This window comes from Nocardia sp. NPDC004582, assembly GCF_053602115.1.
Genome location: NZ_JBSGCY010000148.1, coordinates 1 through 15,004 on the forward strand (window position 1 = coordinate 1; position 15,004 = coordinate 15,004).

Genomic DNA, 15,004 nt, shown 5'->3' on the forward strand with positions numbered 1-15,004 from the left:
GCGCAGCGCGTCGGCGAGGTCGTCGGCGATCAGGCGCAGCGTGCGGGCGCGGTCGGAGTCGCCGATCGAGGCGGACGGGTCGTACATGGCCGCGGGGTTCGTCCACTCGGAGTCCGCGCCGAGCAGCGCGTCGAGCTGGGCGGCCGATGCGGGCAGCAGGGTCTTGGGCAGCCGGTCGGCCAGCGCGTACAGCGCGGACCTCGGGCTCGGCGCACCCGAATACTCCACCGGCGCATCGAATCCGTAGAACCGCACCCGATCCGAGGGCGCGCGGCCCGCGTTGTATTCGCGCAGCCACTCGACGAGTTCGCGATTGCCGGGAATCGAACCGAACCCGTGGCTGAACCCGGTGGACAGCACGGTATCGATCGCCGCGTCCGAACCATTGATGTAGTCGTCGACGATCCCGGCCGCGCCGAAATCGATCTCCAGCGCGATCGACCGGAACCCGCGGTCGGCCAGCTGACCCAGAATGTCGTTGCGCAGCAGCGGGAATGCCGCGATCCCGTGGGTCGGTTCGCCGAGCGCGAGCACGGCCGGCGGCGTGGTGCGGGCGGACAGCAGCTCGTCGAGGGCGAGGCCCAGGCTCGCGCGGTCATCGGCGCGGCGGCCCAGCGCGCTCAGCGAAGTGGGGGTGGTTGCGGACATGGCACTCCTTCCAGAAGGACTGCCTTCGACAGTATCGTTGAAGGTTCGAGTGAAACTTTCACGAAGTCATCCCTGTTCGAAGTAGGGAAACCCTCAAAGGAGGTGGCGGTGCGGCCGATCGACCTGGCCCGGGAGCACGGCCTGTCGGCGCAGGCGATCCGCAACTACGACGACGCGGGCATCCTCCCGCCGGCCGAGCGCGGCGACAACGGCTACCGCCGCTACACCCCCGCGCACGCGCAGGCCCTGCGCGCCTTCCTCGCCCTGCGCGCCGGCCACGGCCACGAACGCGCCGCGGAGATCCTGCGCGCCTGCCATCGCGGCGACACCGACTCCGCCTACCGGCTCATCGACACCACCCATGCCGCGCTGCGAGCCGAACGCGCCACCCACGCCGACGTCGCGACCGCGCTCGACAGCCTCTCCGCCACACCGCCCGCCCCGATACCCGGCCGCCCCCTGACCGTCGGCGAACTCGCGCACCGCCTCGGTGTCCACGCCGCGACGCTGCGCACCTGGGAGACCGCGGGCATCGTGCGCCCCGACCGCGACCCCGCGACCGGCTACCGCCAGTTCCGGCCCGACGCCGTGCGCGACGCGGAGATCGCCAGGCAGCTCCGCCGCGGCGGATACCCGCTGTCCCATGTCGCGCGATTCCTCGAATCCTTGCGTGAGGCAGGCGGAACCGAGGCGCTCACCGCCTTCCTCACCGGCTGGCGGCAGCGCCTGAACGCCCGCGGCCGCGCCCTGCTGTCCGGCGCGGCCCAACTCGACGCCTACCTCCTGCTGTGCGAGCGGATGTGACAACCTGCGCCGCCGTGACGACGGCCCCTGGCGCGCCCGGCGGAACGGCCTAGCATCGAAGGGAGATCCCGGGCCGACGGTTCGGGCGGCAGGAGGTGCGAGTCATGGCCGGCAGACCCGAGATTCGATTGGTCGGCGACCTCTCCGCACCGTCGTGGGTCCCGGTGGAGGCGTGCGCGCTGCCCACCGCCGAACAACCGTTGCGCGTGGCCGAATTCGACGCCCTGTTCCGTGATGCGGTGCTCGGCTGGGACCGGATCTCGGCGACCCGGCTGCGGCTGGACCTCGACGGCAGCGCCGAGTCGCGGGCCCGCGAACTGGCCGCCCGCGAGACCAGCTGCTGCTCGTTCTTCACCTTCGAATTCGCCGCCGCGGGAACCGATCTGGTGCACATGCACATCGGCGTGCCGCCGGAGCGGGCCGTGGTGCTCGACGGCCTGGCGGCCCGGGTGACCGCGGCCGGAACCGCCTGAGCGGGCGTCACGCCCGCGTGTCGGCTCCCGGATAGGCGCGGGCGTCGGTCGTGTACTCGGGGTTGCCGTAGATCACGAGCTGTTCGCGCACCTTGCGGACGGTGTAGGAGTCGGCCGCGCGGAGCAGGGTGGGGGACTGGCTCGCCATGGTCATGAGAATGAACCGCAGGATGAGGAACGGCGCGGTCAGGCCGACCCGGATCGCGTCGGGGAGAGTCAGTGTCACGCTCATGGCGGCCGCGGCCTTGCGGTTGCCGCCGCAGAAGCCGAGGAAGAACACCCGGCTCCAGCTCTTCTCGATCGCGTCGGCGACGCGGTCGCAGCGCGAGCGGCCCGGGCGCAGGTACGCGGACATGGTGGAGCGGACCAGCGCGCCGCAGGTGGCGTCGTCGAAGTCGTCGCGCAGCACGGCGGCCCGGCCGTGGAAGACCTCGAGGATGCCGGCGGCGGTGGTCGGCAGCAATTCCTCCGGCAGGCCGAGCAGGAAGCAGCGATAGCGGCTGAATTCGAGGATCGCGCGCTCGCGGACGCTGAACTCGGTGCGGCCCCGGCGGATCGCCATCGTCGCCAGCAGATACATATTGATCAACCCGGCGGGCATCTGATCGACCTGCGGCAGCGGCACCCCGTACACCTCGGCGTCCCACCGGTCCCCGCGCGCCAGCGCGTTGTAGCGCACCATCGAGTGCATCAGGCGCACCATGGCCGCGGCCTCGAATCCGTCGCCGTGCCGTTCCAGCGCACCCGGCAGCGTGGTCACCGCGAAGAACGAGGCGGTCTCGTTGACCCGCCGCGCCGCCCGCCGCCCCGACAGCGCCCCGGTCAATGTCATCGGCAGGGCCGCATAGGTATTGAGGAACGTCGCCAGGAACGCGCCCCGGATCAGGACCGGTGACAGGAACGCCGCGCTCACCCGCGAATGCCGCGCGCCCTCCTCGACCAGCTCCATGTCCAGCCAGGCGGGCGTCGCCTCCATGGCCGCCAGGAACGCGCGCAGTTCATCGGGCGCGCCGGGCACCGAGTCGACTCCCGCACGGCACGCCTGCCGCAGCATCCCGATCAAGCCCTGGACGCCGTACTCCGGGGCGAGTGCGGCGTACGGGTCGGCCACCACATCGCCGAGCATCGTTGCGGTGCGCATCAATTCGACCACTCGATCGTCGGCCAGCAGCGGCTCGCGCGGCGCGACCCAGCCGGGCAGCGACGACTTGTCGCCGGGGTCGACGGTGAAGCGGAAGGGGGACTCGTCGAAGTCGATCGAGCCGTAGAGGCCGGGCTGCAGTGCGCGCTGACTGCGCACGCGCTCGGCGAGTTCGGGGTAGTGCGGCGACATCGGGACACCTCAACTTTCAACCTGTTAGTTAGAGACTGACAGGTTGTAAGTTATGCTGTCAAGGGTGACCACCGCTCCCCACACGCGGCGGCGGATGAGCGCAGAGAACCGCCGCGAGCAGATCCTCGACATCACCCACGAGATCGTCGGGGCGGAAGGCTTCCCCGCGGCCACCCCCAATCGGATCGCCGAGGCGGCCGGGGTCACCCGGCCCGTGCTGTATCAGCAATTCGGCGATATGGCAGGGCTTTTCGTCGCCCTCATCGACCGGGAGAGCGTCCGCGCCGCGACCCAGTTCGCCGAGGGGTTCGCGCAGGTCGACGAGACCGCCGATCCGGACCCGTTCGTGCGGGCCTTCGAGGGCGCGGTCCGGGCCATCGACGCGCATCCCGAGACGTGGCGACTGTTCCTGTTCCCGCCCGCCGGTGCGCCGCCGGAACTGCACGAGCGCCAGGCCGTCTCCCAGGCGGCGGTCCGGGGATTCCTGGAACAGGAACTGCGACAGGCGTTCCCGAAACTGCCCGACCCCGAGTACACCGCACGCATCCTGCACGCCTCCGGTCGCGAACTGCTGCAACTGCGGCTCACCGATCCCGAACACGCCACCCTCGAGCGGCTCGTCGCCCTGGTCCGGCACCTGCGCACCAATGTGCTTCCGGCCGATCGGGCCGCGGACTGACCGAATACGCTCGGATCCCGTGAGCACATCGAAGATCGTTCTCGTCACCGGAGCCGGAGCCGGATTGGGGCGCGCCATGACCCACGCGCTGACCGCCGCCGGTCATCAGGTCGTCGCGGTGGGACGCACCCGTGCCACCCTCGCCGAGACCGCCGCGGCCGCACCCGGACCGGGCGGCGTGGACGTCGTCGCCGCCGATGTCACCGATCCCGCCGCCGTGGACGCGGTGTTCGCGCACCTCACCCGAGAGTGGGGGCGGCTGGACGCGCTGATCAACAACGCCGGGATCTTCGGGCCCAGCAAGCCGATCGACGAACTGTCCGCGGCGGAGTGGCGACAGGTCGTCGACATCAACCTCACCGGCGCGTTCCTGTGCGCGCAGGCCGCGTTCCGGCTCATGCGGACCCAGACGCCGCGCGGCGGGCGGATCATCAACAACGGATCCATCTCCGCGCACACCCCGCGCCCCAACACGGTGGCCTACGCGGCCAGCAAACACGGCATCACCGGCCTCACCAAAGCGCTCAACCTGGAAGGCCGCGCGCACGACATCGCGGTCGGGCAGATCGATATCGGTAATGCCGCAACCGAACTCACCGCGGGCATCGCGGCCGGATCCTTGCAGGCCGACGGCAGCATCCGCCCCGAACCGACGATCGACGCCGCGCACGTGGCCCGGATCGTCGCGCAGACCGTCGACCTGCCCTTGGAGGTGAACGTGCCGTTCGTGACCGTGATGGCCACCGGCATGCCCTACATCGGGCGAGGCTGATCGGACGGGGTCACCGGCTCAGCGCGGTCACCTGGTCCATGTGCGAGTGCTTCTCCGGATTGCGGACCGCGTACAGCCCGGTGATGAGCCCGTCGTCGATGCGCAACGCCAGCACGGTGTCCACCTCGCCGGCCCGCCGCATGACCAGCGCCGGATGGCCGTTGACCATCGTGGTGTCGAACGAGACGCCGTCGCCGAGCCGCTGCCAGCCCGCGGTGAGCACGCGAGCCACCTTGTCCGCGCCCACGATCGGGCGCGGCAGCGCGGACCGGAGTCCACCGCCGTCGCCGAACGCGACCACATCCGGCGCGAGCAGATCGAGCAGGCCGCGCAGATCGCCGGTCTCGACCGCGCGGTGGAACGCGTCGAGCACCTCGCGGGACTCGGCTGCCGACACTGGGCCGCGCGGCCGCCGGGCCGCCACGTGCGCGCGGGCGCGGTGCGCGATCTGCCGGACCGCGGCCGCGGACTTGTCCACCGCGGCGGCGATCTCCTCGTACGGCAGGTCGAACACCTCGCGCAGCACGAACACCGCGCGCTCGGTCGGGGTGAGCGTCTCGAGCACCAGCAGCATGGCCATCGAAACGCTTTCCGCCAGTTCGACATCGTCGGCCACATCCGGCGCGGTCAGCAGCGGCTCCGGCAGCCACTGCCCGACATAGGACTCCTTGCGCCGGCCCAGCGTGCGCAACCGGCCCAGTGCCTGCCGGGTGGTGATGCGGACCAGATACGCCCGCTGGTCCCGCACCTGCTCGAGGTCGACCCCGATCCAGCGCAACCACGTCTCCTGCAGCACGTCCTCGGCGTCGGCCGCCGAACCGAGCATCTCGTAGGCGACCGTGAACAGCAGATTCCGGTGCGCGACGAACGCGTCGGTGGCGGCGGTGGTACCGATCATGGGTGGGCTCCCGTCTTTCGTGTCATCCACTGGACACCGCGGGCGACCGAAATGTGACAGTCCGGCTCAGAACACGAACCCGCGCAAGGCGAGGAACCGCATGCCGCCGACCGCCGCCATCACCGCGAGCACGGCCGTGGCCTGGGTGAGCTCCCCGAGCCCGGGCGCCCAGAAGTCGAGCCCGGCCAGCGCCGCCGTACTGATCACCAGCCCGATCGCGGCCAGCCCGCCGCCCTCCCATTGTGCGCTGAACCAGCCGACCCGCCCGGCCGCCCGGAAGGTCAACCGGCGGTGCAGCTCGTTGGCGATCGCCGTGCTGAGCATCGACCCCGCGATATTGGCCACCAGCGCCCCACTCGCGTTCATCGCCATGAACATCAGCACGTACGCGATATTGCTGACCCCGCCCACCACCGCGAAGCGAATCAACTGCGCGACCACGTGATCGCCCCGCAGGAACCGGCCCGCGGCGGCGAGCGCGCGCCCGACGCCCAGATCGAGGCCCCCGAGATCCATCGGGTCCCCGTAGTACATCGTCCGCGGTCCGGGACCGGCCATCACAGTGCTGTTCACGCCACTGACGATCCCCACCCGCTCTTACACGGGGCTGACACCGCCCTGACGCGTCCCTGTCACGGTGTCCGGCCGCGGTATCGCCCCGGTTCGGCACTCGAACAAACGTTCTACTCGAGGTATTGTCCCGGACCATGCCGGAACTCTCACGACGCGACTGGGCGACGATGAACCTCAAAGAGGTGCAGCGGCAGCTGCTGAAGGCGGCGTCGTTCGGGAAGGTGCTCTCGCCCGAGCAGTTGGAGAATGCCGCGGGCAAGATCGGGGAGGGGCTGCGGATCTTTCTCGACGAGACCGATGGAGGCGGTACGGGGCGGCCGCCGTCGGATGCGCGACGGTGACCGCCCGGGCGCCTCAGTCGGGGAGGACGGGGTCAGCGGCTGGGCGGGTGCCGCGCAGGAACGAGCACGCGAGGCACACGAGTCCGAACAAGAGATAGCCGAGGGCGACCTTCGGGGCCGCGGCCCAGGCCACCTCGGTCGCGTGGATGAGGCCGACGAAGCTGAGCGCGGCGCCGACGGTGGCGGCGAGAGCGGCTGCGCGGAAGCGCTTTTCGAGGATGAAGGTGACCATGGTGCCGAGGACCAGCCCGGCCAGCACCGCGCCCGCGCCCAGGGTCTTCAGGCCGTCGTAGACCACGCCGGCCTGGCCGAGCGCGCCCGCCCCGATCTTGTCGGCGGAGGTCCCGGCGGCGCTGAGCGCGTTGTCGATCTGGCCGACGCCCCACTCGGCGAGATTGGGCAGCAGGGCGGCCACCACCGCGACGGCGTGCAGGCGCGGGACGGCCTGGAAAGCCTGGGCGCCGATCAGCAGGCCGATGTAGAGCAGGATCGGGACGATCGCCGGAATGGGCAGCAGGGTGGCGAGCACACCGAAAAGCCCCAGCAGGCACATCAATCCGATGATCGCGCCACTGGCGAGCGAGTAGCCGGTGCGTCCGCCCGCGTCCTTCCACCCCGGATGGCCGATGTAGACGGCCGGCGGGAAGGGCGAGCCGAAACCGGAGCCGATGATCGCGCCGAAGCCGTCGGCCAGCAGCACGCTGCGCAGGTTGTAGTTGTCGCCCGCGGCGGCGGCGCTCTCGACATTGCTCATGGCCTCGGTGAAGTTGTAGACGCCCAGCGGGATCGCGGTGGCCAGCAGGGGCGCCAGATGGCCGAGCCCGTCGAAGAGCAGGTGCAGGCGCAGGTCCGGCAGCCCGAGGGCGATATCGTGCGCGGCCCGGGAGACGTCGGGGACCGACATGTAGCCGCCGATCCACCCGATGGCGGTGCCCACCAGCAGCGCCACCAGGCCGACCGGAACATTGCCGGGCAGTCGCACATCGGTGAAGAAACCGATGAGAATGATGGCCAGCACCGGCAACCCGATCCAGGCCGCTTCCCACATCTGCGCGGCGGGCCGCATGGCGATGAAGGTGATCGAGATGCCGGCCAGGGTGCCGAGCATGGCCGCGCGCGGGGTGATCCGGCGAATGTACGGTCCGACGAACGCGCCGATCATGACGATGACGCCGATCATGAACGCCCATGCCAGTCCCGCGGACCACGCCCGCATCGGGTCGTTGGTCTTCAGGTAGATGGGCAGCATCACCACGAACACCACGATGAACATGTGCGGGACGCTCGGCCCGTAGGGCAGCGCGGTGACCGTCGCACGGCCCTCCCGCCGCGCGAGCCGCCGCGCCAGCAGCATGTAGTACAGATTGCCCAGCACCAGCGCCACACCCAGTGCGGGCAGGACGGTGCCCAGCACGTCGGCGCTCGGGATCTTCACCACCGCGATCGACAGCGTGGTCAGGGTCAGGACATTGACGAGGATGTTGAACGACAGGCCGAAGAAGGCATTGGTGTCGCCGCGGGTCCACCACGGCAGCGACAGCGGTGCGGCGCTACCGGTTTCACCGGCGATCGGGGTTTCGACGGACATGGGCTTTCCTGTTCACTGGGCCGGGCTGGGGGAGGCTGCGGAGGTGAGCGCGGCGCGGACCGCGGCCGAGTCGGCGACCCAGCCGAAGATGCCGCCCTGGGCGGCGATCATGGCCAGCCCGACGCGCTGGAACTCCGGGAAATACGAACCGACGCAGTCGGAGACAACCAGGCACTCGAATCCGCGGTCATTGGCCTCGCGCACCGTGGTGTGCACGCAGACCTCGGTGGTGACACCGGTGACCAGCAGCGAGCGGATTCCCCTGTCCGCCAGGACATCTGCCAGCTCGGTCGCGTAGAACGCGCCTTTGCCGGGTTTGTCGATCACCACTTCGCCGTCCACCGGCGCGAGCTCGTCGATGATGTCGTGCCCGTACTCGCCGCGGACCAGGATGCGGCCGAACCGGCCCGGGTCGCCGATGCGCCGGGCGGGCTCGCCGCGCAGCAGTTTCGCGGGCGGGCAATCCGACAGGTCGGGGCGATGGCCTTCGCGGGTGTGGATCACGGGAATCCCGGCCGCCCGCGCGGTGGCCAGCAGCCCGGCCAGCGGCTCGATGACAGTGCGCAGCAGGGCCACATCATTGCCCAGGCTCTCGCCGAAGCCGCCGGGGAGCAGGAAGTCGCGTTGCATGTCGATGACCAGCAGCGCCACCTGAGTCGGGTCGAAGGTGAAGTCGCCCGGTCGCGCCGGAACGCGGGAGAGTGCCGTCATTGCCGTTCCTTCTGTACGAGCCGGAGATCCGCGTGCGCCACGACCGGGCGTGGTTCGTCGAGCAGGTGGGCCGCCGCGGCGAGCACCACGTCGTCGGCCAACGCCGGGCCGAACACCATCACCGACAGCGGGCGGCCGTCGGCGGCGAGGCCCATCGGCACCGAGATCGCGGTGAGGTCCAGCAGATTGCCGAAGTGGGTGTAATGGCCCAGCACGGTGTTGGTGGTGATCGGATCCGCCAGCACCTGGGCGACGGTGAACGTGGTGCCGATGGTCGGCGTCACCACCACGTCGACGTGGTCCCACACCCGGGCCACCGTGGCGCGCAGTTCTTGCAGGCGCTGCTGCGCCCGGAAGACGTCCACCGCGGTGAATCGGAAACCGCCGGTGAGGATGTCGCGGATCACCGGCAGGATCGAATCGGGTCGCTCGGCGAGGAAGTCCTCGAACTCGACCAGTCGCTCGGCCACCCACGGGCCCTGATAGAGCAGTTCACCCGCGGCCAGGAACGGTTCCAGGGTCATCGGCACGCAGTCGAAGCCGCGGCGTCCCAGCTGATTCCGGGCGTCGAGGTGCGCGGTGCGGAACACCTCGTCCCCGAAGAACTCCAGCTCGCCGGGATCGGGCAGTCCGACCCGCAGCGGTCCGCCGCCGAAGCGCGGTCCGCGCGCCCGGCTCCACGGATCGCGGGGATCCACGCCCGCGATCACCTCGAAGACCCGATCGAGGTCCTCGACGGTGCCCGCCATCAGCGTCAGGCAGTCCAGTGACTTGCACGCCGGGACCAGGCCCCGCGCGCTGATCAGCCCGCGCGAGGGCTTCCAGCCCAGGATTCCGTTGAGCGCCGCGGGAACCCGCCCCGACCCGGCGGTGTCGGTGGCCACGCAGAACGGCACCTCACCGAGCGCCACCGCGCGCGCGGACCCGGAACTGGAACCGCCGCAGATCAATTCGCCGCCGAACACCGAGCGCGGGATCGGATACGGCGTGCGGGTGCCGTTGAGGCCGGTCGCGAACTGGTCGAGGTTCGTCTTGCCGACGAGCAGCGCGCCCGCGGCCAGCAGGCGCTCGACCGCGGGCGCGGTGCTGGTGGCGGTGTAGGCGTAGTCGGGGCAGGCCAGGGTGGTGGGCAGGCCCGCGACGTCGATGCTGTCCTTCACCCCGAACGGCACGCCGTACAGCGGTAGCGTGCGTGCCCCGGGCCGGCTCTCGATCTCGGCGGCCGCGGCCAGCAGCTGTTCGCGCGGGACCGGCGTGATCCAGGTGCCGTCGTCGCCGCGCGCCGCGATGGCGTCCGCGACCCGGGCGGCGGTGTGGGTCGGAGAGCCGCTGCCGCTTTCGTGCGAGGCCAGGATTTCCGTGACCGTGGGGCTCGGATTCACCATTTGTCGATTGTCGACAGAATGTGTGAAATCGGCGGTGTCGCAATGTATCCGCTGTGTTAGCGGATATCCAGGTCCAGGTAGGCCCGCTCCCCGTGCCGCGCCAGCGCCTCGCGCGCCGTCGCGGCGTCACCGGACTCCAGGGCCGCCAGCAGCTCCTCGTGCCGTCGAATACCGTTGTGGCGCTGGGTGAGCCGGGCCTCGGCGCGCAGGTTGCGGGCCATGGGCAGCTGTAGTTTGACCAGGATCGGCTCGTAGGCCAGTTCCAGCTGCCGGTTTCCCGACAGCGCCACGATGGCCGCGTGGAACCGGCGGTGGGCATTGTCGCGCTCGAACGCGTCGCCGGCGGCGTCGGCGACGCGCATCTCCTCGAGCGCCGCCCGGACCCGGTGCAGCGGGTCGCCCTCGGCGGCCAGCGGGAACGCGGTGTCGATGGCGTAGCGCTCGAGCACGCGCCGCAACTCGAACAGCTCCAGGATGTCGGTCCGTGACCACACCGCCACCCGGAATCCGCGCCGGGGCAGATGCTCGATCAGCCCTTCCTGAGCCAAGAGCCGCAAGGCTTCCCGCACGGGCGCGCGGCTGGTGCCCAGCCGCGCGCACAGCGCTTCCTCGCCGATCCGGTCGCCGGGCTCGAACCCGCCGCTGAGCACCTCCGCCCGCAGATGCCGCGTCGCCATTTCCACCAGGCTGGGTGGCAGCACCGTCCCGTTCCCGCGCGACACCATGATTCGAGACTAACCGGACCGGTCGGGTCACACGGCGCAGGGCAGCGCGGCGGTGCCGGTGGATCGCACGAATTCGCGGTCGCCGTAACGGATTCGGCCGGTGTTCCAGTCGCCGCCGAGGGCGGTGACGAATTCCCGGACCAGGTCGGTGTCGGCGCGGTCGGCGACCAGGATCAGGTCACCGGAGTCGGTGAAGGAACCGCCGCCGAGTCGCTCACCCGCCACGGGGTCGGCGGCCAGTGCCGCGCCGAAACGGGTGCGGTCGATGCCGGTGACGGTCACGGTGAAGCCATCGGCGCGGGTGTCCTCGCCGGGGAGGTATTCGAAGGTCAGGACCGCTTCCTGGCGGTAGCGCCCGCGCAGGTCGTCGGCGACCCAGCACAGATTCTTGTAGTCGGTGCACGCGAGCTGGAATTGGCGGGACCGCTCGTAGGTGAGGCCGGTTCCGGCCGACCAGAACACGCCGTCGACCACTCGGGAATCGACCGGGAGCGCGAGTTCGGTGAGCGCGGTGAAGTTCTCGTCCAGATTCAGCAGATCCAGCCGATCGGTCAGACGCGGGTCGGCGGGGTCGGTGATGGTGGCGGTGTTGGTGGTGGCGAACAGCTCACCGGTGGGGCGGGTGGGGTCGCCGGGGACGCACGAGGCCGGTCCGTAGGCGCGGGCGGGAGCGGTGGCCGGGCTGCCGGCCACGACCCCGGTGATGACGATTGCGGCGGCCAGAGCAGCGGAAACGCGGGCGGTGGTCATCCTTCCCAGTCTGCGCGCGCCCGGTCGCTAGGGGAGCCGGATCACAGAATCCCGGCTTGACTGAAAATTCAGTCAGGGATTAGAGTCGCTGGTGCCCGGCTCGGGTCGCAGGTGTGTGGCGGCCGTGTGATCAGCGGGTTCAGTGGATTCAGCGCGCCGGAGAGGGAAACGCCGCGCCGGGCCTTCTTTCAGAGGAGACAGTGAGATGCAAGCACGACGCCGGTTCCTGCGATCGGGGATATTGACGATGGGCGGGTTGCTGCTCGCGGGCTGCGACGGACCCATCTCGTCGTGGTTCAACGGGGACACCTCCACCGGGTCCTCCCACGAGGGTCACTCCGGCGTGATGCCCGACGAGGGCGCGCCGCACAAGCGCACCTGGATGGCTTTCGGTGCGAGCGAAGCGATCTGGGGCAAGCAGCTGCTGCCGCAGGTGCGCCAGAACCTGGCCACCATCGCCGCCACCATCTCCCGCTTCGAGCCGGTGTCCATGCTGGTGCGCCAGGACGAACTCGATCTGGCCCGCCAGCTGATCGGCGGCGCGAACGTCGAACTGATCGTGACCGACCTCGACGACCTGTGGATGCGCGACACCGGACCGGTGTTCGTGCACGGCGGTCACGGCAAGTCCGGTGTCGACCTCAACTTCAACGGCTGGGGCGGCAAACAGCAGCACAAGCGCGACAGCAAGGTCGCCACCTTCGTCGACGGCCGCGCCGGCGTGCAGACCACGCACACCGATCTGGTGCTCGAGGGCGGCGGCATCGAGGTCGACGGCGAGGGCACCGCGCTCATCACCGAATCCTGTGTACTGAACAAGAATCGGAATCCGGGCTGGAAGAAGTCCGATGTGGAGGCCGAGCTCGACCATCTGCTGGGCATCAAGAAGGTGATCTGGCTGCCGGGCATCGCCGGGCACGACATCACCGACGGCCACACCGATTTCTACGCCCGCTTCGCCCGTCCCGGCGTGGTGGTCGCGGCGCTGGACAACAGCGAGGAGTCCTTCGACTACGACGTCACCCGCAGTCATCTCGACATCCTGCACAACGCCACCGACGCCCAAGGGCGGCCGCTCGAGATCGAAACCCTCGAAGCGCCGGTCGATCTGCGCTATCGCGGCGCGGGCGACGACTTCGCGGCCGGCTACATCAACTTCTATGTCTGCAACGGCGGTGTCATCGCGCCGGAATTCGGTGACGCGGAAGCGGATTCGGCGGCCTACGCCACCCTGACCCGGCTGTTCCCGGATCGCCGGGTGGTGCAGATCAATATCGACGCCATCGCCGCGGGCGGCGGCGGCATCCACTGCACCACCCAACAGGAACCCGTCGACTGACCCGACGGAACGCCGGAGCCCCGGCTAGACCTTCTTCACCACACTGGATTTCAGCTGCATCGCGCCGATGCCGTCGACCTTGCAGTCGATGTCGTGGTCGCCGACGCCCTGCACCAGGCGGATATTGCGGACCTTGGTGCCCGCCTTGATGCCGGTGGGGCTTCCCTTCACCTTCAGCGACTTGATCACGGTGACGGTGTCGCCGTCGGCGAGCACATTGCCGACCGCGTCCCGGATCACGCCGTCCTCGGCCGCCGCCTCGGGCTCGACGGTCCATTCGTGCGCGCACTCCGGGCAGGTGAGCAAGCCGCCCACCTCGTAGGTGTATGCACTGGAACAGGCGGGACACGGCGGCAGCGAGTCGGACACGATCGGCTCCTCGATGGGTGGTGGTGGACGGAAGTCGTTGGGGCTCAGGCGTGGACGCCGGTGAGGAAGTCGATGATGGTGCTGTTGACCGCCTCGGGCTGCTCCAGATACCCGTAGTGGCCGCACTTCTCGAGCTGCACGTACCGGGCCCCCGGAATCGCCTCGGCCACCTCGCGGCCGAACGCCGGCGGCAGCATCCGGTCGTCGGCGAACCCGACCACCAGGCTGGGGACGGTGATGCGGGCGTAGTCGGCCAGCCGGTTGCCGGTGCGGTCCATGCGCATCTGCGCGAGCACACCGGGCCGCGTCGCGACGCTCGCCGAGTATTCGAAGATGTCGAGCCACTGCTGCGCGGAGTCGTCGGCTTCCAGGGTGGCGGGGGAGAGGTTCAGCATCGCCTTGATCGCGGCCGCGTACTCCGGCGGCAGCTTCACGCCCTGCTGCTGCAACGCCTGCTCACCCTTGTTGAGGGTGCTGGCCAGCGGATGCGAGCGGCCGGTGGTGGCCAGCATGACGGCCCTGCTCACCAGATCCGGGCGGGCCAGCGCCAGTTCCTGGGTGACGCGCGCGCCCAGCGAGGTGCCGACCACGTGCGCGGGACCGCCGAGCAGTTCGATCAGCGCCGCGGTGTCGGCGACCAGGTCCTCGATCCGCATGCCGTGGGCGCTCTCCTCCGAGGGCGCGATGCCGCGATTGTCGAAGGTGGCGACCCGGAAGCCCGCCTTCACCAGGGCCGGAACCTGGTAGGTGCGCCAGACCCGGCCCGGGCTGCCGGTGCCCATGACGAGCACGACCAGGGGTCCGTTGCCGGTGACGTCGTAGTTGAGGCGAATCCCATTGAGGGTGGCGATGGGCACGTTCGGTCTTCCTGTGGGCGGTCCGGGGAACGACCGAACGTACCATGTGTGCGAAATTTACCTGTTTCATTGTTTCGCAATCAGTAATACGGGCCGCTCGGGCATGCTAAACCTTCATGCCATGGGCTGGTTGCGCACCATCTTGCGGATCGGCCGGGTGGCCGAGGCCGCGCCGGACAAGCCCGCGGCGGCCGATGCGCCTGCGGCGCTGCGGGGTTCGCTGCAACTACGGCATGTGGACGTGGGCTCGTGCAACGGCTGCGAGCTCGAGATCTCCGGCGCGTTCGGGCCGGTGTACGACGCCGAACGGTACGGCGCGCGCTTGGTGGCCTCGCCCCGGCACGCGGACGGCCTGCTGGTCACCGGTGTGGTGACCCGGAACATGGCCGAGGCGTTGCGCCGCACGCACACCGCGACGCCCGCCCTGAACGTGGTGATCGCCTGCGGGGACTGCGCGCTGAACCAGGGCGTGTTCGCCGGGGCGTACGGGGTCGTCGGATCGGTGCGGGACGTGGTCGCGGTGGATGTGGAGATCCCCGGCTGTCCGCCCGCGCCGGACGCGATCGTGGCCGCGCTGCGTTCGGTGACCGGACGATGACCGCGACCCTGGCCCGCCACCGGCAACCGGAGGCGATCCCCTTGCGTGGTGCGGCTATCGGCGCGGTGTTGTCCGGCGCGGCCACGGCGCTGGTGGGCGCGCCGCGGGCCGACTCGGTGACGGCGTCGACCACGTACCGCGCCCCGGCCTCGCGAATCTCC

The 15,004-nt window shown here is 70.2% G+C and carries 18 protein-coding genes; 7 read left to right on the forward strand and 11 right to left on the reverse strand.

From position 1 onward, the window contains the following. On the reverse strand, positions 1 to 648 hold a 648-nt coding region (locus ACWELJ_RS28670), incomplete at its 3' end, for an erythromycin esterase family protein (RefSeq protein WP_452369237.1). Positions 649 to 756: 108 nt separating this feature from the next. On the opposite strand from ACWELJ_RS28670, the gene ACWELJ_RS28675 reads away from it, so the two are divergent. Beyond that, a complete protein-coding gene (locus ACWELJ_RS28675) occupies positions 757 to 1,452 on the forward strand; it encodes a TioE family transcriptional regulator (RefSeq protein WP_452369238.1) in 696 nt (231 codons plus the stop codon). Between the two features lie 104 nt (positions 1,453 to 1,556). Continuing rightward, on the forward strand, positions 1,557 to 1,925 hold the full coding sequence (locus ACWELJ_RS28680; RefSeq protein ID WP_452369239.1) for a hypothetical protein: 369 nt from the start codon (positions 1,557 to 1,559) through the stop codon (positions 1,923 to 1,925). Positions 1,926 to 1,932: 7 nt separating this feature from the next. Here ACWELJ_RS28680 and ACWELJ_RS28685 read toward each other — a convergent pair whose 3' ends face one another. Further along, the gene (locus ACWELJ_RS28685) at positions 1,933 to 3,258 is read right to left on the reverse strand and encodes an oxygenase MpaB family protein (protein ID WP_452369240.1); all 1,326 of its coding nucleotides are present in this window, start codon (positions 3,256 to 3,258) and stop codon (positions 1,933 to 1,935) included. A gap of 94 nt (positions 3,259 to 3,352) precedes the next feature. On the opposite strand from ACWELJ_RS28685, the gene ACWELJ_RS28690 reads away from it, so the two are divergent. Next, the gene (locus tag ACWELJ_RS28690; RefSeq protein WP_452369253.1) at positions 3,353 to 3,937 is read left to right on the forward strand and encodes a TetR/AcrR family transcriptional regulator; all 585 of its coding nucleotides are present in this window, start codon (positions 3,353 to 3,355) and stop codon (positions 3,935 to 3,937) included. Beyond that, positions 3,906 to 4,709, forward strand: a complete 804-nt coding sequence (locus ACWELJ_RS28695) for an SDR family oxidoreductase (protein ID WP_452369241.1) — start codon at positions 3,906 to 3,908, stop codon at positions 4,707 to 4,709. Before ACWELJ_RS28690 ends, ACWELJ_RS28695 begins: the two co-directional genes overlap by 32 nt. Before the next feature lie 10 nt (positions 4,710 to 4,719). Here ACWELJ_RS28695 and ACWELJ_RS28700 read toward each other — a convergent pair whose 3' ends face one another. Further along, on the reverse strand, positions 4,720 to 5,607 hold the full coding sequence (locus tag ACWELJ_RS28700) for an RNA polymerase sigma-70 factor (RefSeq protein WP_452369242.1): 888 nt from the start codon (positions 5,605 to 5,607) through the stop codon (positions 4,720 to 4,722). Between the two features lie 66 nt (positions 5,608 to 5,673). Then, complete coding sequence (locus ACWELJ_RS28705; protein ID WP_452369254.1) at positions 5,674 to 6,123, reverse strand: GtrA family protein; 450 nt, start codon at positions 6,121 to 6,123, stop codon at positions 5,674 to 5,676. 191 nt (positions 6,124 to 6,314) lie between these two features. On the opposite strand from ACWELJ_RS28705, the gene ACWELJ_RS28710 reads away from it, so the two are divergent. Continuing rightward, positions 6,315 to 6,521, forward strand: coding sequence for a DUF6374 family protein (locus ACWELJ_RS28710; RefSeq protein ID WP_452369243.1), 207 nt, complete (start codon positions 6,315 to 6,317; stop codon positions 6,519 to 6,521). A gap of 13 nt (positions 6,522 to 6,534) precedes the next feature. On the opposite strand, the gene ACWELJ_RS28715 is transcribed toward ACWELJ_RS28710, so the two are convergent. The 5 genes from ACWELJ_RS28715 to ACWELJ_RS28735 are packed head-to-tail and all read right to left on the reverse strand — an operon-like array spanning position 6,535 to position 11,680. Further along, positions 6,535 to 8,109, reverse strand: a complete 1,575-nt coding sequence (locus tag ACWELJ_RS28715; RefSeq protein ID WP_452369244.1) for a regulator — start codon at positions 8,107 to 8,109, stop codon at positions 6,535 to 6,537. Between the two features lie 12 nt (positions 8,110 to 8,121). Beyond that, positions 8,122 to 8,820, reverse strand: coding sequence for a cysteine hydrolase family protein (locus tag ACWELJ_RS28720; protein WP_452369245.1), 699 nt, complete (start codon positions 8,818 to 8,820; stop codon positions 8,122 to 8,124). Next, on the reverse strand, positions 8,817 to 10,205 hold the full coding sequence (locus ACWELJ_RS28725; protein ID WP_452369246.1) for an allophanate hydrolase: 1,389 nt from the start codon (positions 10,203 to 10,205) through the stop codon (positions 8,817 to 8,819). Before ACWELJ_RS28725 ends, ACWELJ_RS28720 begins: the two co-directional genes overlap by 4 nt. A gap of 56 nt (positions 10,206 to 10,261) precedes the next feature. Then, positions 10,262 to 10,930, reverse strand: coding sequence for a GntR family transcriptional regulator (locus tag ACWELJ_RS28730; RefSeq protein WP_452369247.1), 669 nt, complete (start codon positions 10,928 to 10,930; stop codon positions 10,262 to 10,264). Between the two features lie 27 nt (positions 10,931 to 10,957). After that, positions 10,958 to 11,680, reverse strand: coding sequence for a hypothetical protein (locus ACWELJ_RS28735; protein ID WP_452369248.1), 723 nt, complete (start codon positions 11,678 to 11,680; stop codon positions 10,958 to 10,960). Between the two features lie 205 nt (positions 11,681 to 11,885). Here ACWELJ_RS28735 and ACWELJ_RS28740 point away from each other — a divergent pair, with 205 nt between their 5' ends. After that, entirely contained in the window at positions 11,886 to 13,019 is a 1,134-nt protein-coding gene (locus ACWELJ_RS28740; RefSeq protein ID WP_452369249.1) for an agmatine deiminase family protein, read from the forward strand. 24 nt (positions 13,020 to 13,043) lie between these two features. On the opposite strand, the gene ACWELJ_RS28745 is transcribed toward ACWELJ_RS28740, so the two are convergent. Both ACWELJ_RS28745 and ACWELJ_RS28750 read right to left on the reverse strand, forming a co-directional pair. Continuing rightward, positions 13,044 to 13,388 (reverse strand): zinc ribbon domain-containing protein YjdM, encoded by a 345-nt coding sequence (locus ACWELJ_RS28745; protein WP_452369250.1) that lies wholly within the window; start codon positions 13,386 to 13,388, stop codon positions 13,044 to 13,046. A gap of 44 nt (positions 13,389 to 13,432) precedes the next feature. Continuing rightward, complete coding sequence (locus tag ACWELJ_RS28750) at positions 13,433 to 14,245, reverse strand: alpha/beta fold hydrolase (RefSeq protein WP_452369251.1); 813 nt, start codon at positions 14,243 to 14,245, stop codon at positions 13,433 to 13,435. A gap of 121 nt (positions 14,246 to 14,366) precedes the next feature. Here ACWELJ_RS28750 and ACWELJ_RS28755 point away from each other — a divergent pair, with 121 nt between their 5' ends. Then, the gene (locus ACWELJ_RS28755) at positions 14,367 to 14,843 is read left to right on the forward strand and encodes an NADH-quinone oxidoreductase subunit B family protein (protein WP_452369252.1); all 477 of its coding nucleotides are present in this window, start codon (positions 14,367 to 14,369) and stop codon (positions 14,841 to 14,843) included. The last annotated feature ends 161 nt before the right edge of the window (positions 14,844 to 15,004 follow it).

Coding starts and splice junctions, on each gene's coding strand:
- ACWELJ_RS28685 (WP_452369240.1), bottom strand. CDS start 3,258: ATGTCGCCGCACTACCCCGAACTCGCCGAGCGCGTGCGCAGTCAGCGC.
- ACWELJ_RS28680 (WP_452369239.1), top strand. CDS start 1,557: ATGGCCGGCAGACCCGAGATTCGATTGGTCGGCGACCTCTCCGCACCG.
- ACWELJ_RS28705 (WP_452369254.1), bottom strand. CDS start 6,123: ATGGATCTCGGGGGCCTCGATCTGGGCGTCGGGCGCGCGCTCGCCGCC.
- ACWELJ_RS28755 (WP_452369252.1), top strand. CDS start 14,367: ATGGGCTGGTTGCGCACCATCTTGCGGATCGGCCGGGTGGCCGAGGCC.
- ACWELJ_RS28690 (WP_452369253.1), top strand. CDS start 3,353: ATGAGCGCAGAGAACCGCCGCGAGCAGATCCTCGACATCACCCACGAG.
- ACWELJ_RS28715 (WP_452369244.1), bottom strand. CDS start 8,109: ATGTCCGTCGAAACCCCGATCGCCGGTGAAACCGGTAGCGCCGCACCG.
- ACWELJ_RS28695 (WP_452369241.1), top strand. CDS start 3,906: ATGTGCTTCCGGCCGATCGGGCCGCGGACTGACCGAATACGCTCGGAT.
- ACWELJ_RS28720 (WP_452369245.1), bottom strand. CDS start 8,820: ATGACGGCACTCTCCCGCGTTCCGGCGCGACCGGGCGACTTCACCTTC.
- ACWELJ_RS28735 (WP_452369248.1), bottom strand. CDS start 11,680: ATGACCACCGCCCGCGTTTCCGCTGCTCTGGCCGCCGCAATCGTCATC.
- ACWELJ_RS28740 (WP_452369249.1), top strand. CDS start 11,886: ATGCAAGCACGACGCCGGTTCCTGCGATCGGGGATATTGACGATGGGC.
- ACWELJ_RS28725 (WP_452369246.1), bottom strand. CDS start 10,205: ATGGTGAATCCGAGCCCCACGGTCACGGAAATCCTGGCCTCGCACGAA.
- ACWELJ_RS28710 (WP_452369243.1), top strand. CDS start 6,315: ATGCCGGAACTCTCACGACGCGACTGGGCGACGATGAACCTCAAAGAG.
- ACWELJ_RS28700 (WP_452369242.1), bottom strand. CDS start 5,607: ATGATCGGTACCACCGCCGCCACCGACGCGTTCGTCGCGCACCGGAAT.
- ACWELJ_RS28730 (WP_452369247.1), bottom strand. CDS start 10,930: ATGGTGTCGCGCGGGAACGGGACGGTGCTGCCACCCAGCCTGGTGGAA.